Annotated in this window: 19 protein-coding genes; 11 read left to right on the top strand and 8 right to left on the bottom strand. The window is 62.0% G+C overall.

Features of this window, described 5'->3' with window-relative positions:
* Nucleotides 1-1,074 (top strand): Gfo/Idh/MocA family protein, encoded by a 1,074-nt coding sequence (locus GEI7407_RS02720; protein WP_015170593.1) that lies wholly within the window; start codon nucleotides 1-3, stop codon nucleotides 1,072-1,074.
* On the opposite strand, the gene GEI7407_RS02715 is transcribed toward GEI7407_RS02720, so the two are convergent.
* Nucleotides 1,025-2,995, bottom strand: a complete 1,971-nt coding sequence (locus GEI7407_RS02715) for a sensor histidine kinase (protein ID WP_015170592.1) — start codon at nucleotides 2,993-2,995, stop codon at nucleotides 1,025-1,027. The two genes, GEI7407_RS02720 and GEI7407_RS02715, sit on opposite strands and share 50 nt — an antisense overlap.
* A 172-nt stretch (nucleotides 2,996-3,167) precedes the next feature.
* Nucleotides 3,168-3,785: a methyltransferase domain-containing protein gene (locus tag GEI7407_RS02710; protein ID WP_015170591.1), complete on the bottom strand. Its 618-nt coding sequence runs from the start codon at nucleotides 3,783-3,785 to the stop codon at nucleotides 3,168-3,170.
* 134 nt (nucleotides 3,786-3,919) lie between these two features.
* Here GEI7407_RS02710 and GEI7407_RS02705 point away from each other — a divergent pair, with 134 nt between their 5' ends.
* The 3 genes from GEI7407_RS02705 to GEI7407_RS02695 all read left to right on the top strand — a co-directional run bounded on the left by GEI7407_RS02705 (nucleotide 3,920) and on the right by GEI7407_RS02695 (nucleotide 6,909).
* Nucleotides 3,920-4,633, top strand: a complete 714-nt coding sequence (locus GEI7407_RS02705; RefSeq protein WP_015170590.1) for a RibD family protein — start codon at nucleotides 3,920-3,922, stop codon at nucleotides 4,631-4,633.
* A 68-nt stretch (nucleotides 4,634-4,701) separates the two neighbouring features.
* Nucleotides 4,702-5,880, top strand: a complete 1,179-nt coding sequence (locus GEI7407_RS02700; RefSeq protein WP_015170589.1) for a GNAT family N-acetyltransferase — start codon at nucleotides 4,702-4,704, stop codon at nucleotides 5,878-5,880.
* A 360-nt stretch (nucleotides 5,881-6,240) separates the two neighbouring features.
* Nucleotides 6,241-6,909 (top strand): cytochrome b/b6 domain-containing protein, encoded by a 669-nt coding sequence (locus GEI7407_RS02695; RefSeq protein WP_015170588.1) that lies wholly within the window; start codon nucleotides 6,241-6,243, stop codon nucleotides 6,907-6,909.
* Nucleotides 6,910-6,940: 31 nt separating this feature from the next.
* On the opposite strand, the gene GEI7407_RS02690 is transcribed toward GEI7407_RS02695, so the two are convergent.
* Nucleotides 6,941-7,894 carry a DMT family transporter gene (locus tag GEI7407_RS02690; protein WP_015170587.1) on the bottom strand — a complete coding sequence of 318 codons (954 nt, stop codon included), beginning with the start codon at nucleotides 7,892-7,894 and terminating at the stop codon, nucleotides 6,941-6,943.
* A gap of 83 nt (nucleotides 7,895-7,977) precedes the next feature.
* Entirely contained in the window at nucleotides 7,978-9,564 is a 1,587-nt protein-coding gene (locus tag GEI7407_RS02685; RefSeq protein WP_015170586.1) for a B12-binding domain-containing radical SAM protein, read from the bottom strand.
* Between the two features lie 270 nt (nucleotides 9,565-9,834).
* On the opposite strand from GEI7407_RS02685, the gene pgsA reads away from it, so the two are divergent.
* Nucleotides 9,835-10,377, top strand: a complete 543-nt coding sequence (gene pgsA, locus GEI7407_RS02680; protein ID WP_015170585.1) for a CDP-diacylglycerol--glycerol-3-phosphate 3-phosphatidyltransferase — start codon at nucleotides 9,835-9,837, stop codon at nucleotides 10,375-10,377.
* Nucleotides 10,378-10,379: 2 nt separating this feature from the next.
* On the opposite strand, the gene GEI7407_RS02675 is transcribed toward pgsA, so the two are convergent.
* On the bottom strand, nucleotides 10,380-10,664 hold the full coding sequence (locus GEI7407_RS02675) for a Ycf34 family protein (RefSeq protein WP_015170584.1): 285 nt from the start codon (nucleotides 10,662-10,664) through the stop codon (nucleotides 10,380-10,382).
* A gap of 240 nt (nucleotides 10,665-10,904) precedes the next feature.
* On the opposite strand from GEI7407_RS02675, the gene GEI7407_RS02670 reads away from it, so the two are divergent.
* Together GEI7407_RS02670 and GEI7407_RS02665 are read left to right on the top strand one after the other, a co-directional pair.
* Nucleotides 10,905-12,239 carry a CCA tRNA nucleotidyltransferase gene (locus tag GEI7407_RS02670; protein ID WP_015170583.1) on the top strand — a complete coding sequence of 445 codons (1,335 nt, stop codon included), beginning with the start codon at nucleotides 10,905-10,907 and terminating at the stop codon, nucleotides 12,237-12,239.
* Nucleotides 12,240-12,365: 126 nt separating this feature from the next.
* Nucleotides 12,366-12,545 (top strand): hypothetical protein, encoded by a 180-nt coding sequence (locus GEI7407_RS02665; protein ID WP_015170582.1) that lies wholly within the window; start codon nucleotides 12,366-12,368, stop codon nucleotides 12,543-12,545.
* 36 nt (nucleotides 12,546-12,581) lie between these two features.
* Here the strand turns inward: GEI7407_RS02665 and GEI7407_RS02660 are convergent, their stop codons facing one another.
* Nucleotides 12,582-13,694, bottom strand: coding sequence for an NAD(P)/FAD-dependent oxidoreductase (locus tag GEI7407_RS02660; protein ID WP_051030662.1), 1,113 nt, complete (start codon nucleotides 13,692-13,694; stop codon nucleotides 12,582-12,584).
* Nucleotides 13,695-13,954: 260 nt separating this feature from the next.
* Between GEI7407_RS02660 and GEI7407_RS02655 the strand changes: the two genes are divergently transcribed.
* The 4 genes from GEI7407_RS02655 (at nucleotide 13,955) to GEI7407_RS02640 (ending at nucleotide 17,247) form a co-directional block, all read left to right on the top strand.
* Nucleotides 13,955-14,797: a YaaW family protein gene (locus tag GEI7407_RS02655; RefSeq protein ID WP_015170580.1), complete on the top strand. Its 843-nt coding sequence runs from the start codon at nucleotides 13,955-13,957 to the stop codon at nucleotides 14,795-14,797.
* A gap of 117 nt (nucleotides 14,798-14,914) precedes the next feature.
* A complete protein-coding gene (locus tag GEI7407_RS02650; protein WP_041268629.1) occupies nucleotides 14,915-16,237 on the top strand; it encodes an O-antigen ligase in 1,323 nt (440 codons plus the stop codon).
* Nucleotides 16,238-16,294: 57 nt separating this feature from the next.
* A complete protein-coding gene (locus GEI7407_RS02645) occupies nucleotides 16,295-16,861 on the top strand; it encodes a J domain-containing protein (protein ID WP_015170578.1) in 567 nt (188 codons plus the stop codon).
* A gap of 113 nt (nucleotides 16,862-16,974) precedes the next feature.
* The gene (locus GEI7407_RS02640) at nucleotides 16,975-17,247 is read left to right on the top strand and encodes a DUF3143 domain-containing protein (protein WP_015170577.1); all 273 of its coding nucleotides are present in this window, start codon (nucleotides 16,975-16,977) and stop codon (nucleotides 17,245-17,247) included.
* Here GEI7407_RS02640 and GEI7407_RS02635 read toward each other — a convergent pair.
* Complete coding sequence (locus tag GEI7407_RS02635; RefSeq protein ID WP_015170576.1) at nucleotides 17,244-17,993, bottom strand: isoprenyl transferase; 750 nt, start codon at nucleotides 17,991-17,993, stop codon at nucleotides 17,244-17,246. The genes GEI7407_RS02640 and GEI7407_RS02635 overlap by 4 nt on opposite strands.
* A complete protein-coding gene (gene cdaA, locus GEI7407_RS02630; protein WP_015170575.1) occupies nucleotides 17,990-18,958 on the bottom strand; it encodes a diadenylate cyclase CdaA in 969 nt (322 codons plus the stop codon). Before cdaA ends, GEI7407_RS02635 begins: the two co-directional genes overlap by 4 nt.
* Between the last annotated feature and the right edge of the window lie 150 nt (nucleotides 18,959-19,108).

Below are 19,108 nucleotides of genomic sequence, written 5' to 3'. Positions count from 1 at the left end.
ATGCCTAAACCGGTCAAGCTGGCAATTTTTGGGGCGGGGCGCTGGGGAAATCACCTGGTGCGCAATGTCTTGGCCCACCCGGAGGCCGAGCTCGTGGCGATCGCCGATCCCCAGACGACGATGCTGCACAGCCTCGCCGATCGCTACGACCTGACCGGCATTCGCCTCAGCCCGGACCCCGCCAGCGCCCTCCAGTACCCCGACCTAGAGGCCGTCATCGTCGCGACCCCCGCTGTCACCCACTTTGACCTGATCCGGGCAGCCCTGGAGCGGGGCTGCCACGTCCTGGCCGAGAAGCCCCTTACCCTGGAGCCCGAGGCGTCGGTCGCCCTCTGCCAGCTCGCCGAAGCCCAGCAGCGCCAGCTCGTGCTGGACCACACCTACTTGTTTAACGGGGCGGTGCGCCAGGGGCAGGCCACGGTCGAGACGGGGGTCTTGGGGGAGCTGCGCTACGGCTATGCGGCCCGCACCCACCTCGGCCCGGTGCGCCAGGACGTCGATGCCCTGTGGGACCTGGCCATTCATGACTTGGCCATTTTCTATAGCTGGCTGGGGGAGATGCCGGTGCGGGTCCGGGCGGAGGGGCGCACGTGGCTCCAGCCCCGCCCCGAGAATCCCCTGGGCTCGCCGGCGGGCCTAGCGGACTGGGTGCAGGCCACCCTGGAGTATGCCAGCGGCTTGGTGGTGACCCTGCACCTGAGCTGGCTGAATCCTGACAAGCAGCGCCGGCTGGTGCTGGTGGGCAGCCAGGGCAGCCTGATTTTTGATGAGCTGCGGACGGACGCGCCCCTGGTGCTGCAGCGCGGTCGGCTAGAGCCGCGAGGCGCGCAGTTTGTCCCGGCGCAGCAGAGTACCGAGGCGATCGCCGTTTCGCCGAGCGAGCCGCTGTACCAGGTGTGCGACCACTTTCTCCACTGCGCCCGCCACAATGTCCCATCGGCGGTGTCCTCCGGCTGGCTAGGAGCCCAGCTGGTGGCGGTTCTGCGCTCCCTGAGCGACTCTCTCCACCGGGAGGGCCAGACCGTCAGCGTTCCCGCGATTCTGCCCGAGGGGCTTCGGCGGGGTCGGGAGTGACCTCGCTGTCGGCGATCGCCGTCATCGGCAGGGCAATTTCCACCGTCGTGCCCAGGCCCTGACCCTCGCTGCGCAGGGCGATCGCGCCGCCCATCAGCTCCATCAGATTGCGAGAAATCGCCAGCCCCAGCCCTGCCCCCTCAAAACGGCGGGTGGTCGAGCCGTCCACCATGACAAAGGGCCGAAACAGCTTGTGCTGGTCGGTGGGATCGATGCCGATGCCGGTGTCCTGAATGTGCAGCAGCGCCCACGTGCCGCGGGCGATCGCCGCCGAAGCCGTCTCAGGATCAGCACCTGCGGCATTCTGCGGCATCTCAATGTGCAAATCGATGTGAATGCCGCCCTGCTCGGTGAACTTGATGGCGTTGTAGAGCACATTGATCAGCACCTGCTTGAGCTTGGCCGGATCCGCCTGCACCATCACCGGCTCCGGCAGCGCTGGCATCGTCAGATTCAGGCCCTTGTTGTCGATGTGGATGCTCTGCAAGTCCACCACCTCCCGCAGGATTTGCCGCAGGTCCACAGGTTCCAGGTTGACCGAAAGGGTGCCCGCCTCGATTTTGGCGATGTCCAGCAGATCGTTGATGATCCGCAGCAGGTGAATGGCCGCGTCGTCGGCCCGCTGCAAAAACTCCAGCTCTTCCTCGCGGCTGTCGCAGCAGTCATCGCGAACCAGGCGCACGCAGCCAATGATGGCGTTTAGGGGCGTGCGCAGCTCGTGGGACGTGTTGGCGAGGAACTGATTTTTCAGCCGGTTCGCAGACTGGGCTTCTTGCCAGGCGGCCTCTAGCTCATGGGCTCGATCTTCGAGGCCCTTGACCATTCGCTGGAGAGCGGCGGACAGCTGACTAAACTCGCGGATGCTGAAGCGGGGCGGCTCGCTGCGAATGTCTTGCTGGACGCTGAGGGCGTAGTCGCGCAGCTTCTCCACGGGGCGGGCGAGGTCGCGGGCGATGTAGAGGGTGGCGGCGAGGCTGGCAGCCACCAGGCCCAGGGTGAGCATCACCAAGACTGCCTGGATGTCCTGGAGGCCCGAGAGCGCATCATCCAGGCTGGTAACGGCGAGAACGGTCCAGCGCTCGGGGCGATCGCCGCTGCTCCAGACCGTTGCTAGGCTGTAGCCCGCCAGCCACTCGCGGCCGTCATCCTGAAAAGAAAACAAGTGCACAAAGGAGCGCTGATTGGCCTGGGCGTTGCGCATGGCGCTGCGGAAGCGATCGGCGTCGCCGCCTTCTTGGTAGATGTTGCCGCCGACTCGGCTGGCGTTTGGGTGCGCCAAGATCCGGCCCTGGGCATCGACGATCATGGTGTAGCCCACTAGGGACTTGGGGTCGGCGTTGTCCCACTGGTGCAGCACAGCTCGGACTGACAGCACGTAGCGCAGCTGGTCATTAGGGCTGTAGACCGGCGTGCTGAGGATCAGGTGCAGCTTGCCCTGATCGCTGTTGGTTTGGGGCGTGGTGCTGGAGGGAGCGGCCGGGACGATCGCGGGGCGATCGCCCATGCGCTGGGAGTTTTTGGGCCAGGGGAGCCCCTTGAGCGGCTGCAGGGCCTGATTGCCGCAGGTGCTGCTAACCAGGACGCCAGACTGGGCGTCGCGCAGCTGCAAGCAGTCGACTCGGTTCTGGAGGCGATCTTGCAGCTGGGTGACAAACTGATTGACCTGAGCAGGGGGGCCACTTTGCAGGACGCTGGTTTCGCTGGCGGTGAGGAGATTGGCCTGGAGCGATCGCACCGACGTTTGGATGCCCTCGGCTTTGCGAGCGGCGCTTTCAGTCATCGTCTTGCGGGCGGTTTCCAGCAGGCTCGTTCGGGCTTTGCGGTAGGTGACGGCCTCGCCGATGAGCAGCACCGGCACACTGAGCAACAGAATGCGCGATAGCAAAATTCGACGGAAGGACGACTGACCAAACTGAACCATCGGTGCCCCTAATCTCAACCTGATGAGGATCAACGCACGAAATCAACCCCGAATCCAGCGGCATGATCGCCCCCGGCCTCTCTGAAACGATCGGTCAATGCACCCAAATGCTTTCGCTGGAAACCATTGTGGCATTCCCAGCAAAAAATTCCCCACCGCGCGCACCGCGCCCCTAGCGCCGCCGCAGCCGTCCCCAGTGCTCCTCACCCGCTCGCTCGGCCACAGAGCCGATCACGGGCTCTAGTCGCACAATCTCAAAAGCAGGTGCAAAGCGATCGCAAATTTCGGCGCGGGTAATGTCGAAGGGCGGGCCGCCGGGACGACCGTGGGTAAAGAAGACGGCCAACAGCTCGCCGCCCGGCTTCAGCAGCGATCGCACGAGGTCCACGTAGGCGGGACGCTGGCTCGGATCGAGGGCGCACAGGCAGGTATGCTCCGCCACGTAGTCAAAGGCCCCCGTGAAGGCTTCGGGCAGGCCAAAGATGTCCTGCTGCCGAAACTCGACCGTGAGCCCGCGGGCCTGGGCGGCCTCCTGGGCAGCGGCGATCGCCGACGGCGCAAAGTCGACCCCCACTACCTGAAAGCCCCGCTCAGCAAAGGCCAGGGCGTCATGGCCCCGGCCACAGCCCAGCACGAGCAGGCGGCCCGGGGCGGGGGCCTCGGGGCTCTCGAGGAGCTGGAGAAAGGCGGGGGCGGGCTGGCCCAAGTCCCAGCGGCTACTGCCCGTCTGGTAGCGCTCTTCCCAAAAGTGGCTGTCTTGGACCGTCGGAGCGGAGGAATCAGCTTGCATGATTGGCCAAAAAATCGGTACGGCGATTTTTCTATTATGCAAAGAGCAGAGCGGCCTCAGAGCAGGCTGGAGTTGGGACGGGCGATCGCCGATGATGGGAGCGTCTTGCTGTGCGATCGCTGGATTGTTTGCCTATGGCTGCCCAACTGCGTCCCCACACCACGGTCGTCCTCGCCATGAGCGCCGACGGCAAGATCGCCGATGCTGCGCGATCGCCCGCCCGCTTTGGCTCCGAGCGCGATCGCCAGCACCTAGAGGCCCAGGTGGCTCTGGCCGACGGCGTGATCTTCGGAGCGGGGACCCTGCGGGCCTATGGCACCACGATGTCGGTCCGCGATCCGGCGTTGCTGGGCGATCGCGCCCAGCGAGGCCAGCCGCCCCAGCCCGTGCAGATCGTGGTGTCCCGTCGAGCAGTCTTTGATCCCCAGTGGCGATTTTTTCGGCAGCCGGTGCCCCGCTGGCTCCTGACGGAGGCCCATCAGCGCGATCGCTGGCGATCGAGCCCCGACTTTGCTGAAGTCCTGGGGGCGCCGCTGGCGGGGGCCGATTTCGACTGGGCGGCGATTTGGGCAGATTTCTATCGGCGGGGGCTGAGCCGGATCGCGGTGCTCGGCGGCGGTGAGCTGGTGGCCAGCTTGGCAGCGGCGGACCTGATTGACGAGCTGCACTTGACCCTGTGTCCGCTGCTGCTGGGCGGGGCCGCTGCCCCCACCCCCCTAGAAGGGTCGGGCTTCGCGGCGGCCCACGCGCCCCAGCTTCAGCTCCTGAGCGCGGAGGTGGTCGGCGACGAGGTGTTCTTGCACTACCGACGGCGATCGCCCGAAGGCCCTGCCCGCCCAGCTTCTTGACTTTGCATTAGGCTAAGTGAAGCGGCCTGTGCCGCAATCCTCCGTTGTGTCCTTCTCCTGCGCGAGTCATGCTGGAATCTCTTACCGCTCGCTATTCCGTGGCCTGGGTCAACCGCATAGCCGACATTCCCCAGGCTGCCTGGGATGCCTTTGCCAAGCCCTTGGCCACGCCCTTTCTGGAGTGGGACTGGCTCGATCACCTTGAGACCTCGGGCAGCGCCGTCCCCAACGCGGGCTGGCTCCCCAACCACCTGACGCTGTGGCGCGATCGCACCCTGGTGGCCGCCGCGCCGCTCTACCTGAAGGGCCACAGCTACGGCGAGTTTGTCTTTGATCAGCAGTGGGCTGAGCTGGCCCAGCGCCTGGGCATCCAGTACTACCCGAAGCTCCTGGGCATGACGCCCTTCACCCCTGCCACGGGCTACCGCTTTTTGATTGCTCCCGGTGAGGACGAAGACCTGCTCACCGAGCTGATGGTGTCGGAAATTGACCATTTTTGCGATCGCAATCGCATTTCGGGCTGCCACTTCCTCTACGTGGACCCCGACTGGCAGCCGGTCCTGGAGCGCCACGGCTTCACCCCGTGGCTGCACCACAGCTTTTTGTGGGAAAACCAGGGCTACCAAACCTTCGATGACTATCTGGCCCGCTTCAATGCCAATCAGCGCCGCAACATCAAACGCGAACGGAAGGCGATCGCCACAGCGGGCCTAGAGCTGCGCGCTCTCACCGGCGACCAAATCCCCAAGCCCCTGTTTTCGCTGATGTACGACTTCTACAGCGACACCTGCGACAAGTTTGGCTGGTGGGGCAGCAAGTACTTGACCCGTCACTTTTTTGAGCAGCTCCACGCCACCCACCGGGAGCAAGTGGTGTTTTTTGGGGCTTATCGGGAGGGAGCGGACGATCGCCATCCCCTGGGCATGTCTTTTTGCATCACCAAGGGCGATCAGCTCTATGGCCGCTACTGGGGCAGCTTTGAGGAGATCGACTGCCTCCACTTCAACGCTTGCTACTACGCCCCCATCGAGTGGGCGATCGCCCACAATATCCGCACCTTCGACCCCGGAGCCGGTGGCCGCCACAAAAAGCGCCGAGGCTTCCCCGCCGCCCCCAACTACAGCCTCCACCGCTTCTACAACGCCCGCTTCCGCAAAATCCTCCAGCAGTACATCGCCGAGGTCAACGACCTCGAAGCCCAAGAAATGGACGCCATCAACCAAGAACTCCCCTTCAAGCAAGCCTAAGCCTAAAATTCATGGCCGAGCTAACAGAGCCGAGCTAACAGAGCCGAGCTAACAGAATTAACGACGATAAAGCGTTGATTTGAGAGGGGCAAATACAGCCTGATTTCTGTTTGTCCATCAAGAGTGAAATTCCTTTGAAAATCATAAAAAATTCAAGAGTAGTTCTGTTGTCAAAGCACTGAAAGTCATCTTGCCAATTTGCAGTTTGAGATCTTTTCTTGTGGGCATATTGGAGCGAAAAATTTTGACTTCAAAACAGCTTTTTCTCTTAGAAGCCGTGTGAAAATTGCCTGAGAAATAGAAGTTTTCGGCATCCATTCTTGGGATCAAGAAGGGTTTGCTGTTTTGAGAGGAGCTGTTATGTCCGAGTCTCGTATGTATCAGCCCGCGCTGCTGCGGATTCTCCACGGTGGGGCGGCGGTGCTGGTGATTTTGGCGCTGATTTCGGGGTTCTGGGTGTATGACACCTACGACAAGCGCTGGGGGAGCCTGGGCCTGCCGAGCCTGGGGGATATCCAGGGCATCCACGGCACGATCGCGCTGACGTTTTTGCTGCTGCTGCCGATTTTTGCGCTGTACAGCTTCCATTTGGGGGCTCAGCGGCTGGTCCAGGGGCGATCGCTCGCGGCGCTGCGGCAGGTCGGCAAGCCCATTTGGTGGGTGACGCTGCAGCGGCTGGCCAACACCCTGATGCTGGTGGCGGTGACGGCGTCGGTGGTGACGGGCCGGATGATGAAAGAAGAGTGGCTGCCAGCGGGAGAAATCGATCGTCCGTGGTACCTCGCCCATCTGCTGGCCTGGGGCGGCGTGTTTGTCAGCTTGGCCCTGCATCTGCTGCTGGGGGCCAAGGTCGGGGGCGTGCCGCTGCTGGCGTCGATGTTTCGCTGGGGCCTGCGGGAGGGCGACGAGCCGAGCACGTGGCTCCAGCGCTTACAGCTTCGTCCCGCCAGTTCGATCTTGAAAGTGCTCGAAGTGCTGGTGATCGGCGGCATCGCCCTGGCGTTTATTCTGCCGGTGTTTAATCTCTGATCAGCGCTTGAGAAAAACTCGCCCCTCGGCCTCAAGAGGTTTGCTTGTGCAGGCTGCGATCGCGGCTGAGCAGCGCCACGCTGAAAGTAACCACGATGATGCCCAGCACTTGCAGCCCGTTGAGGGTTTCCTGGATCGCGAACCAGGCCACCAGCACCGTGAGCGCCGGATTGGTCGCCCCGACCATCGAAGCGGTGGTAGCGCCCACCAGTCGAATGCCGAAGTTGTTTAGCAGGTGGCCCGTGAGGGTGGCGATCGCCGATATTAGGCTGCCGATCCAGAGCTCGGGCCACGCCAGCCCCGCCCCCTGGACCGGCCAGACCCCCAGGCTGCCCGCCGACAGCACCAGCGCCACCGCGAAGCTCATCCACGTGAAAGGCACTGGGTGCAGGGTTTCAAAGCTTTTTTGGGCGTTGACGGTGTAGAGGGCGTAGACCACGCCGGAGGCGATGCCCAGAGCCACCCCCAGCCACAGAGAGCTGTCGGCGTCGGGCTGACTGTGGGGCATGGTCAAGACGCTGCCCAGCAAAATCAGGCCCATGACGCCCCAGCGAAAGGGGCTCGGGCGCGCGCCAAACCAGCCCCAGGCAAACAGCGCCGTAAACACCGGATAGGTGAAAAACAGCGTCAGAGCGATGCCGGTGGGAATCAGGCCAATGGAGACGTACAGCAGGGCCAGATAAAGAAACATCAGCCCGCCCCCGGCGATCGCCCGCAGCAGCGCGGGCCGGCTCGCCTGCTGCCGGAGCCGCCGAAAATCCTGCCAGGTGTCAGCGTGGAGCGTCGGCATGATCGCCGCCATCAGCGGGACCACCACCACCATCCGCAGAAACATCAGCAAGAACGAGTTTTGGAAGGTGGGGGCGACAAACCCCCCCGTCTGAAACGCGCCCAAAATCGTCTGTTCCTGGAACAGCACCCGCACCACAATATTTTGCAGGCAGAAAAAGACCGACGACAGCAAAACAATCAGAAATCCAGCCACAGGCGCGATCGCAAACGAACCAGCATTCTGATTCTAGTGAAGACCGGTCTTGAACCTCTGGAAAAGCAGACTGTCGCCCGGGCCTAGGCCGCGGTTTGGGAGACCTCCTGCGCCTTCAGGCGAGCCTCCTCCGCCAGGAACTGGCTGACCTGCTGCTCGATCTCGCGCTTGACGATTTCGCGGTACTCCACGAAGTGCTCAATCTGCGCACAGACCGACAGGTAGCTGCTGATCCCGCCCGGATTGTGACGCCACATGTTCCACAGGTTGCGCCAGAACTGCCAGCGGGTTTCTCGCACCACCCCCTGGCGCCAGGCGATCGTCAGCAAGGCGCGAATCGTCACCCAGTTGATCGGCTTTCTGGCCCGCTTGCCTTTCTTGGGATAGGTCGCTTCTCCCAGGAGGCGATAGTGCCGGTACGCGCGATCGAGGAAGCGCACGGGATCGTAGAGCTGATAAAACGCGTCCACGTACTCCTGGGCGATCTCCTCCAGGGGCCGAGTCGGCACGTAGTTCATCAGGGTTGTCTGGTTGATGTTGGCCGACTTTTCGCGCAGCCGCCCTTCCTTGTTGAGTCGATGCCACAGCGCGGTATCCGGCAGCGCTTGCAGCATGCTGAACAGGGCCGTCGGGATGGCAGTTTTTTCCACGAACTGGACGATGCGCTGGCCTGCCCCCGACTTTTCGCCGTCGAAGCCGATGATGAAGCCAGCCATCACTCGCAGCCCCGAGCGAGTAATGGCCAGGACGGCCTCGCTGAGGGAGTCGCGGGTGTTTTGGTGCTTTTGGGTCAGGGTCAAGCTGGACTCGTCCGGCGTCTCGATACCGAGGAACACCGCGCCGAAGTTGCACTGGACCATGGCGTCCATTAGCTCTTGGTCCTGGGCCAGGTCGACCGACGCTTCGGTGGCGAAGGAGAACGGATAGCCGTGCTCGACCATCCAGGGCTGGAGATCTTTGAGAAAGAGCTTGACGTTGCGCTTGTTGCCGATGAAGTTGTCATCGACCATGAAAATGCTGCGTCGCCAGCCCAGCTCGTAGAGCCGCTCGAGCTCCGCCAGCAGCTGGGCGGGGGTTTTGGTGCGGGGTTTGCGGCCGTAGAGGACGATGATGTCGCAAAATTCGCACTGGAACGGGCAGCCCCGGGAGAACTGCACCGACATTTCTGAGTAGGCGTCGAATTCTAGCAAGTCGAAGCGGGGAATCGGCGTGCCGGTGACGTCTGGCTTTTCGCCATTGGCGCGGAAAACGCCGGAGGTCTGGCCCTGGGCGATCGCCTCGATGAACATCGGCAAGGTAATCTCGCCCTCGTCCAAAATCAGGTAGTCTGCGCCGACATCGCTGACCTCATCGGGCAGGGCGGTGGCGTAGGGACCGCCCACCGCAACGCGTTTGCCCTGCCCCTTGGCGACCCGAATCTGCTCAAGCAAATCCTCTTTTTGCACGATCATGGCGGAGAGGATGACCAGCTCGGCCCAGTCCCACTCCGCTTGGGTCACCTCGCGTATGTTGCGATCGACCAGCTTGAATTCCCACTCTTGGGGCAAAATCGCGGCGACGGTCACCAGCCCCAGGGGCGGCAGCATGGCCTTGCGATCGAGGAGGGCCAGGGTTTTCTCGAAGGACCAAAAACTCTTGGGAAACCGAGGATACAGCAACAGGACACGCATAGACGGCTCCAAATCAGAACAACCTCTCGCTTTGGGAAGGATCGAGGGTTTTTGGCCTCTGGGTCCATCCCCCACATTTTGAGATTCCTGGCACTGGGACTCGTTTGGTGGAGGGTTTGTGCCTTGGCCTGAAGTGCCCTCATTTTGTCACAGAAATTCGTTTGACAGCCTGCCCTGGAATGGATCGAGGCAAATTGCCCGAGAGATTTAAGATCAAGTTAGATCTTTGAGCCCAGACTGCCGGCTATCACGTCCTTCGGAGACGCACCCATGAATTTGCCCCCCTGGATTACGGTTTCTCGGTTGATTGCGGTGCCGCTGCTGCTGCTGTGGCTGCGCGGTGAGCCCAGCGAGGCGATCCGCTGGGTCGGCTGCGGCGTGTTTGTGCTGGCGGCGGGCACCGACTGGCTCGACGGCTACCTGGCCCGACGGCTCAACCAGGTGACCGACCTGGGGAAGTTTCTTGATCCCTTGGTCGACAAGCTGCTGGTCCTTGCGCCGCTGATGGCGCTGATTGGCCTAGGGCAGGTCCCGGCGTGGGGCGTGTTCATTATTTTGGCCCGCGAGCTGACGATCGCAGGGTGGCGGGTCAATCCGCTGCTGTTTACGGGCAGCAGCAGCATTTCGGGTGCCAATCTCTGGGGCAAGCTCAAGACCGTGAGCCAGATCGTCGCGATCGCCCTTTTGATTGCGCCGCTGCCCACCTGGCAGCCGGTGGCGATCGCCGCTTTCTGGCTCTCCGTGGTGCTCACGGTCATTTCCGGCGTGATCTACATCTGGCCGAGCGCCAAATCAACCAGCGCGACCTCCTAAACCTAGGTCGGCACCGCTTCGCCGGGGCGCAGGCGAGCCCATTTCCCTTGATCGGCGCGAAAGCTGTCGCACCCCACCACGTCATACTCAAAGCCAAAGTCTCCCTCCTGGGTCACCCGGCCATCGTCGGTAATCACGACCTCTGGCAGCATCATGTTGGCGTTGATGGTGGGATTTTCGGGCTCGAAGGTGGGGGTGTCAGTGAGGTGGGGCTGCTGGTGATTGGCCTCCACTGCGTGGTAGGTTGTGCAACGGTCGACGTAGTAGCAGTTAACGCAAATGCACATGGTGGCTCCCTCCCAAGGATTGGCAGGCTCGTTCGCATCGAGAGCCTGGGGCTTTCTGCTACTCTAGCTCAGACGGCCGGGCGATCGCGGTTTGGACAAGGCGCGGGGCTATCTCCTCGGCAGACGTCACCTGGGTTCCGCAGATTTTCTGATCAGTCTCTGCGCCAACCCCAGGGAAAATGGGTCTAATTGAGTCTTGGCTCGCTTCATTATTTATCTTTCGCTGTTTGATTGCTGTTGGTGCTTTCCTCTGCCTTATCTCCCCAATCTTGGCCGTTTTCTCTAGAATGGCTGCCGTCCAGCGCTTGCTTGGTGGGCGGCGCAGTTCGTGATGCCTTGCTCGGACGCCAAGCCGAGACCCTCGATCTCGATTTCGTGCTGCCCGAGCAAGCGGTGCAAACGGCCCAGGCCATTGCCCGTCACTACCGGGCAGGCTTTGTGGTGCTCGATGCTGAGCGCCAGATTGCTCGGCTAGTCTTTCCCCGGGCCACTGCGGATTTTGCGCTCCAGGAGGGCGTGAATCTGGAGACGGACCTGAAGCGGCGGGATTTCACGGTGAATGCGATCGCCTACAGCCCGCACCAAGACGAGCTGATCGACCCGCTCCAGGGCCACGCCGATTTGCAGGAAGGCATTATCCGAATGGTGTCCTCCAGCAATCTGCGCGAAGATCCCCTGCGGCTCTTGCGGGCCTACCGTCAGGCAGCCCAGCTAGGCTTTCGGGTAGAGCCCGAAACCCGCGTCGCCCTGAAAACCCTCGCGCCGCTGCTAGCTGACATTGCCGCGGAGCGGGTGCAGACGGAGCTGAACTATCTCTTGCGCACGGTGGGCGGCGCTCCCTGGCTACGGGCGGCCTGGCAGGACGGGCTGCTGGAGCACTGGCTGCCCCACAGCACCGAGGCAGGCCTGACCCAGGTCGAAACCTTTGAGCAGCTGCTGGCCGAGCTGGGCGATCGCTGGCCCGCCCTCGCCCCGGCCCTCAACCAAGAAGTCAGCTTTAGCAATGCCCAGAGCAGCAAAAAGGAGCTGGTTCCGAGCCATCGCACCTGGCTGGCGATCGCCAAATTGACCTGCCTGCTCGCCCCCGAGGCCGACGCCGCCGAAGCCGAGCTGCTGCGCCTCAAGATGAGCCGGGCCGAAGTCCGCGCGGCGCTGCTGTTTCAGCAGTTTTTGCCCACGCTCAAAGCAGGACTGCCCACCCGGCGCGATCGCTTCTTTTTCTTCCAGGCGGTGGGGCCTGCCTTTGCCGCCTTGGCCATGCTGGCGATCGCCAGCGGCACGCCCATCGACGCGATCGCTCCTCTGCTCGACCACTACTTCGATCCCACCGATCCCGTCGCCCACCCCCAGGCCCTCCTCAGCGGCCGCGACCTCATGACCACCCTCAAGCTGCCCCCCGGTCCCCAGATCGGCCAGTTGCTGACCCACGTTCAGGTCGCCCAAGCCGAGGGGCTGATCACCACCCAAGCCGACGCCTTGGACTGGATTCGGGCCTATTTGGCGGCTCCGCCCTCACCCTGGGAAGCCCCGATTCCCCAGGCGGAAGGGTTGGGTTCGTCCAAAAAATTATGTTAGAGTGGCTATTCCACCCCTCGAGCAAGGGAAGCCTTGGTTGTCCTTTTCCGATGTCTTGGCAAAAGGAACAGGGCCTAGTGCTCAGCTTAAGTGCTGGTAAATGGTTTCGGAGAGGCATTCAATAACATGGCTAAACGCCGCAATTTAAAGAAAGAAAAAGCGCTGCGTAACGAAGCATACGCGCGGAAGTTCCGGAAGCGGACCAGCCGCAACCGCATGAACCGTCGTCGTCCGATGGGCAGCCGTCCCGAAGAGGAAGGTAGCGAGAATAAAGAAGAGCAAGACGAAGGCGCTGTTGATCGCTAAGTCTGTTGCTTGAGGAGCCTCGCTAGGCTCTTTCTTTTAAAGCTTTTCAGAAACCAGATCCATCCAGGCTTGTTCGCCTTTGAGCGGGCGACCCTCTAGCCACTGATTGACTTGATGGGCCATGGCGAAGCCAGAGCGGTAAGCGCTGCTGAGCCCCTCGCCGCCACACCAATCTCCCCCACAAATCCACGGTGCAGGTTGGGTCGCGGCTAAAGCGCGATCGTGGTGGGACTGTTGAGGAATGGCATAGCGCCAACGGTGCACCTGCAACCAGTCCGGTTGCTGCCAATAAGAGATTTGCAGGACAGAGGCTGCCCGCTGAAGTAAAGCGTGGGCAGCCTCTGTTAGGTTTGGGGCATCAAAATTTTCGGCGGCAAAGCTCGGGCTGCTGTGCAGCACCAGCACCGGCGCAGCCGGCAGCGATCGCTTGCTGCTCTCGAGGCTAATCCAGCTCAGGAGCGGATCCTGGGGCAGGGCGATCGCCTGCCAATCAAGATTTTCGAGCGTTGGGTGGGGCCGGTAGCCTGCCATGACGGTCATGCAGGGGTCAAAGGTGACCGCTTCTAGCGCTGCTAGGGACTCTCCAGGAATTTGGGGCACAGGGGCTAGCAAATCCAGGGCTTGGGCCGCCGGAATTGCCAAAACCAAGATCTTGGCCAGGACAGGATCGGGGGCTTGGACGTCGGGGGTAGGAGGTGCGAAGGTGAGGTGCCACTGACCAGCTGGGGTCGGCGCGATCGCGCTCACGCGGTGTTCGCGGTGCAGCGTCAGGCCCGTCGCCAGAAACTTAGCGACAGAGTTGATGCCCAGGGCGGCGACGTAGCGGGGATGGCGATCGCGCGACGGACGAAGCTGGCCATCGGGACCGAGCTCCTGCACGTGGTCGGTCCAGGGATGAATCAAGCCGCGATCGCGCAGCAGCGAAAGCAAAGCCGTCAGATCGCCCTCGGGGGAATCCTCGAAGTAGCGCAGCCCGTGATCGGCCCAGGTGCCCTGGGCGCGCCGCGTGGCCATCCGTCCACCCACGCCCCGAGATTTGTCAAAAACCACCACGTCATAGCCTGCCTGATGGAGCTGCTGGGCACAGGTCAGCCCAGCCATACCGGCTCCTACGATCGCAATTTCAATCAAGCTGCACTCCGTCTGCATACCCAGGACTTGGTAGGGGCCTGCGGCCCGCGAAAGCGGCGAGGCTTTCTTGGGAACGAGGCACGGGGCCAGCTTTTTGAGCCATGCTGACCTCTCCAGGCCTCGATGCTAGCAGCTTGGGGACTTGGGGCGCTAGACGCGAGGGACTGGTCGGCTGCCGATAGAATAGCTACAGCGATCGCCCTTTGTGAGACTGTCAGAAGTTTTAGCAGGCGATCGCCGCAAGATCTTGGCAAGCCAGTGGTTTGGAGGCAAACGCCGTGGACGAACTCAGAACAGGGCTGGAGTTGGCAACCACCGAGGAGTTGGTTCAGCTGACAGACGTTTTATTTCGTCCCAAGTTTAATCCGCTGGACTATGTCCAGACGCCCAACCCCGTTGACCTCCAAAGCCAGTCTCGTCAAGCCTGGATCGATCGCCTAGAGCAGCGCTTTCGGTTTTTGGCGGCCGACGGCGTGACAGTGCTCCAGGGACGCACCCAGCGGGTCACGTACCGGCAGGCCCTGGTTCAGGTGTGCCGCTACCTAAAGCTGCCCTACTCAGCGTCCCTTTCGACCGTTGACCTGGAGGCAGAGGTGTTTTTGCATTTGCTGGGCCGAGCGTGGCGGCAGCTGCCCGCCCAGGAGCGCAGCGTGCTGAATGCGGCCCTCCAGCGATCGCTCACCCAGGCAGAGCTCGCTCAGCAGCTGCCGCGATCGCTCCAGCGAGACCCCATGGGGCTGCTGATCAAGGGGGGCAGCGCGATCGCCGTTAGTTCTTTGATTCAGCCGTTCCTGCTACAGCAGCTGGCGCGCCAGTTTGCGATTCATTTTGCGAGCTACCAGATGGCCAAGCAGGCGATCGTCCAGGGCGGTGCGGCCGCCGCCGCCCAGTTCCAGGGCTACGTCGCGATGCACATGGCCAAGCGCGGCATGGCCCTGAGCGTGGCGCGCTATTCGGCAGCGCGCAGCGTGTTTACGGTTTTGGGTCCTGCGCTGTGGGCGTGGTTCTTGGCGGATCTGGGCTGGCGGGCGATCGCCACCAACTACAGCCGCATCATTCCCACCGTGTTTGCCCTGGCTCAGATTCGTCTGACCCGCGCAGAATTCCTGGGCGCAGTTTGATTCTGTGGATAGAGGGTCTAGAATTGCGGCACTGATGGCTCCGGCGTCTCTGATGCGCCAACGCCGTCACTGGCTGCTCCCTCTCACGGATCAACGTCTCCGGTGAACGCTCTCTCTTTGACCAAATCCCCTCTGATCCAGCGCCATTCAGACCCGAGCCTCAACTTGGCCTGGGCAACGGCGCAAGTTGGCCTGTTTGTGTTCTTCTTGTGGCCTGCGCCGGGAGGCGTCCTGCTGGGATTTTCCCTGCTGGCCACGTGGTGGCGCCATTTGGGCAGGATTGTGCGCCAGCCGATGATGTGGGGCTGGCTGGGCCTGGGCCTCTGGCTGGCCCTGACCTGCATCACGGCCTATCGCCCGGTGGACGCGTGGCTAGGTCTGGCCAATTTTTTGCCGTTTTTCATCTTCTTTGCCACCTACAGTCGCCTGCTCCAGACCGCGGCTCAGCTGCGGCATCTGGCCTGGATTTTGGCGGCGGGGGGCGTGGTGGTGGTGGCTCTGGGCCTGGGGCAGCTGGTGGGCCTGTCCACCTCGGAGACGATGACCCAAATTCTCGGCTGGCGACTGCATGCGGGGGGCAACCCGGTCACGCGAGCGGCGTCGGTGTTTATGTACGCCAATATCCTGGCGGCCTATTTGCTGGTGCTGATCAGTCTGTGTGTGGGGCTGCTGATCGATGAGCGGCGGCGCGGCGGACACCGAGGACGCCAGATTTTTCTGGGGGTGCTGCTGTTTTTTGGCGTGGTCACACTGCTGCTGACCAGCTCTCGCAATGCCTGGGCGATCGCCCTTTTGGAGGCGATCGTCTTCTCGGTGTACTGCGGCTGGCGCTGGGTCGTAGGAGTGGTGGGGGCCATCGGCGGCGCGGTGGGTTTAGCGGCCTTTGGGCCTTTGCCGCTGCGCACGTGGCTGCGCTGGATTGTGCCGGTGTTCGTGTGGGGTCGCCTGACGGACCAGTCTTTTCCCAATCGCCCGTCGGCGACGCTGCGCAGCACTCAGTGGCTGTTTGCGCGCCAGCTGACGGCGGAGCGGCCCTGGCTGGGCTGGGGCCTGCGAAATTTCACGCCGCTGTACGAGGCCAAAACTGGGTTTTGGCTGGGGCATCCCCACAATTTGCTGCTGATGCTGAGCGCTGAGACAGGCATTCCGGCAACGCTGGCGTTTTGCGCTCTGGTGGCGTGGCCCTTGGCCCAGGTGGGCCGCTATCTACTGGCCCCGGAGCACTGGCTGTCGAATCTGGACGGGGGCGATCGCGCGGTGCTGTTCGCCTACGGCGTGGGCTTTGGGGCGATCGCCCTGTTCAACTTGCTGGATGTCACCCTGTTTGACCTGCGGATGAATCTGGTGGGCTGGCTGCTGCTGGCCTGCCTCAATGGCTTGGTTTTGCGACAGCGGGCGATCGCCAGGGATTCTCTGGAGACCCCAGGCTCGTTAAAATAGCAAGAGATTTTTGCCAGGGCATTTCTCCCGGCCAGCGCCAATCGTCAGGGACCGAAAATGTCGGATCAGAGAATGTCGGATCAGCAGTACGCGCCCCCCAACCACTACGCCCTGCTCGGGCTCCATCCGTCGGCTTCCGTGCGGGATATTCGCCAGGCCTACCGCGACTTGAGCAAGCAGTATCACCCAGACACAACCTTGCTGCCGCCAGCGATCGCCACTGCCAAGTTTCAGCAGCTCAACGAAGCCTACGCAACCCTCAGTAACCCCGATCGCCGAACCACCTATGACCAGAAAATCGGCTACTCCCGGGTTCCCGTGATACAGGTGCCCCCAGCCTACAACCGCCCAGCCACTCCGCAGCGCTACGCCTCCTCCTCGGCCTACCTCGATCCCACTGACCGGCCCCTCTCCCCCGGCGAAATCTTTGCCCTGTTTTTGATGGGCCTGACGATCTTGGGCTGCCTGATTTTGGCGATCGCCATCGGATTTGCTCGGGGCGATGCCGCCTTCGAGCCCCTCCAGGCCGAGCAGCCCCGCGAAGGTCTCCAGCAGTCCTCCGCGGCGATCGCCGAGCCCCCGCTTTGGTCCTCGGCCAGCCCCGCCCCGCCCCTCACCCCCTAGGCCCAAGGGACACGCTCCAGCGCTCCAGCGCTCAAAAACGCCAAAGTTCAAGAATTCAACCATTCAAGGGCGATCGCCCTGACGCATCCCGACCCCTTCACCCCATCATCACCATGACCCTGCCTTCCGCCGACACCCCCCTCTACAACCATCCCCTGCCCCACATCGAGCAGTGGCTCCGCGATCAAGGCTGCGAACAGGATCGAACCGATCTCCACTGCTGGCACATCCAGCAAGCCGCCTGGAGCGCCGAGATTTGCCTCGACATCGATCAGATCGCCGTCCGCTACCTCAAAGCAGGCGAAAGCGGCGAAGACATTCAGCGCGCCTTCAAATACTCCCTCAACCGCCAGGACATCGAAGCGGCTATCTTTTCCGGTCCCTAGACCTTGCCAAAGCGACGCTCCCGCTGCTGGTACGCCAGCAAGGCGCGTCGCAGCTCATCACGATTGAAATCCGGCCACAGCGTCTCCGTGATGTAAATCTCGGAATAGGCGACCTGCCACAGCAGAAAATTACTGATGCGCATCTCGCCACTCGTGCGAATCAGCAGATCCGGGTCGCAGATGCTAGCAGTGTACAAGTGGCGCTCAAACACCGACTCATCAATCTCATCGGGGCTCAAGGCCCCTTGCTGCACCTGATGGGCGATCGTCCGGCAGGCCTGGAGAATCTCCTGGCGACCGCCATAGTTCGTCGCCACCGTAAACTGCATCCCGCGATTGTTGCTCGTCGCATTCATCGACTGCTCCATCGCCGCTTGCAGCGACGCCGGCAGCGCACTGAGATTCCCCATCAGCTTCAGGCGAATGTCCCGCTCCATCATCTCCGGCAGCTCTCGGCGCAGAAACTGCTCGATGAGCGTCATGATCAGCATCACCTCTTGCTGCGGGCGGTTCCAGTTCTCCGTCGAGAACGCATACACCGTCAGCGCCTGAATGCCCCAGTCATCACAGCAGCGCACCGCTTCTCGCAGAGAGTCTACCCCCCGAGGATGCCCCATGATCCGCGGCAGGCCGCGCCGTTTCGCCCAGCGTCCATTGCCATCCATGATGACAGCGACGTGTCTCGGCAGGCGATCGCGCTTCAAATCAGCAGGTAACTCTTTCAAGACAGTCGGCTTTGTAGTCATTGTTTCTCCCGAGAAGCTGAAGAAGGAAGACGGAGTATGCGCGAAACGAGGGCCCAGCCCTGAGCACCAATCTGACGACCTAAACTCCGCAAATCAGTGGCCACTGCCTCACGATCTACAGACGGAGAAAAGCGAGTCTCCAGCAATTCCTTCAGTTTACTGCTCGTCAAAGGGCGGTTCAGCGTGCCTCGCTCCGCTAGCGAAATAGACCCAGTCTCTTCGGATACAACCACACAAATACAGTTTTCGACCCGCTCTGTAATCCCCATTGCGGCACGGTGCCGAGTACCCAGTCGCCGAGACGCCGTGCGGTCCGAAATCGGCAAAATCACGCTCGCCGCCACAATCCGCGATCCCCGAATCAACACTGCCCCATCGTGCAGCAGGGTCGTCGTCTGAAACAGCGTTTGCAGCAGCTCCTTAGAAACATCGGCATTGAGCTTGACCCCCGGCACCGAAAAATCGCGCTCATCAATCGGGCGATCGGTCTCCAAGATCAACAAAGCCCCAGTTCGATTTTGCGAGAGCTCTTTGACCGCGTCCACGATCTCATCGATCACGCTATCGGCCTTGGGCATCGTTTCCCGAGACGGCTGAAACAGCTGCAAGATTTCCCCTCGCCCTAGCTGCTCTAGAAACCGCCGGAACTCCGACTGCAAAATTACCGCCATTGCCACTGCCGAACCAACGACCAAATTGGTCAGCACAAAGCTGAGCAGCATCAGCCCCAAGCGACTACTGAGCGCCGCCGCCAGCATCAGCACCAAAAAGCCTCGCACCATCCAGAGCGTTCTTCGTTCGCCAATGATGACTAGAACAAAGTACGTCAGAAGCAGAACGAGGCCCACATCTACGAGAAACCCAAGACTAGCGATAGAAAACAGCCAAGGGGGCAACTGGATCGAAAAAAATAGCAAGGGGTGAGTCCAGGAAGGGTCTATCAGCCATTGCTTCATATATCCCATTGGAACTGGATCAACCTTGCACTTTGACGAGGGACTTATCCAGCAGGTATCGCTTGGGGCGGCTGGCGCAACCGACAAGGCGATACCCGCTGCGGAAGACAGCCCTGGAGAAGATTGCAGCTAGGCGAAGAGCGGTAATGGCTCTAGGCA

The organism is Geitlerinema sp. PCC 7407 (genome assembly GCF_000317045.1).
Classification (GTDB): Bacteria; Cyanobacteriota; Cyanobacteriia; order PCC-7407; family PCC-7407; genus PCC-7407.
Note: the sequence above shows the minus strand (reverse complement) of the source record. Positions and strands in the feature narration are given on the sequence as shown.

Coding starts and splice junctions, on each gene's coding strand:
- pgsA (WP_015170585.1), top strand. CDS start 9,835: ATGAATTTGCCCCCCTGGATTACGGTTTCTCGGTTGATTGCGGTGCCG.
- cdaA (WP_015170575.1), bottom strand. CDS start 18,958: ATGGGATATATGAAGCAATGGCTGATAGACCCTTCCTGGACTCACCCC.
- GEI7407_RS02715 (WP_015170592.1), bottom strand. CDS start 2,995: ATGGTTCAGTTTGGTCAGTCGTCCTTCCGTCGAATTTTGCTATCGCGC.
- GEI7407_RS02710 (WP_015170591.1), bottom strand. CDS start 3,785: ATGCAAGCTGATTCCTCCGCTCCGACGGTCCAAGACAGCCACTTTTGG.
- GEI7407_RS02645 (WP_015170578.1), top strand. CDS start 16,295: ATGTCGGATCAGAGAATGTCGGATCAGCAGTACGCGCCCCCCAACCAC.
- GEI7407_RS02665 (WP_015170582.1), top strand. CDS start 12,366: ATGGCTAAACGCCGCAATTTAAAGAAAGAAAAAGCGCTGCGTAACGAA.
- GEI7407_RS02720 (WP_015170593.1), top strand. CDS start 1: ATGCCTAAACCGGTCAAGCTGGCAATTTTTGGGGCGGGGCGCTGGGGA.
- GEI7407_RS02640 (WP_015170577.1), top strand. CDS start 16,975: ATGACCCTGCCTTCCGCCGACACCCCCCTCTACAACCATCCCCTGCCC.
- GEI7407_RS02700 (WP_015170589.1), top strand. CDS start 4,702: ATGCTGGAATCTCTTACCGCTCGCTATTCCGTGGCCTGGGTCAACCGC.
- GEI7407_RS02685 (WP_015170586.1), bottom strand. CDS start 9,564: ATGCGTGTCCTGTTGCTGTATCCTCGGTTTCCCAAGAGTTTTTGGTCC.
- GEI7407_RS02695 (WP_015170588.1), top strand. CDS start 6,241: ATGTCCGAGTCTCGTATGTATCAGCCCGCGCTGCTGCGGATTCTCCAC.
- GEI7407_RS02635 (WP_015170576.1), bottom strand. CDS start 17,993: ATGACTACAAAGCCGACTGTCTTGAAAGAGTTACCTGCTGATTTGAAG.
- GEI7407_RS02675 (WP_015170584.1), bottom strand. CDS start 10,664: ATGTGCATTTGCGTTAACTGCTACTACGTCGACCGTTGCACAACCTAC.
- GEI7407_RS02660 (WP_051030662.1), bottom strand. CDS start 13,694: ATGCAGACGGAGTGCAGCTTGATTGAAATTGCGATCGTAGGAGCCGGT.
- GEI7407_RS02705 (WP_015170590.1), top strand. CDS start 3,920: ATGGCTGCCCAACTGCGTCCCCACACCACGGTCGTCCTCGCCATGAGC.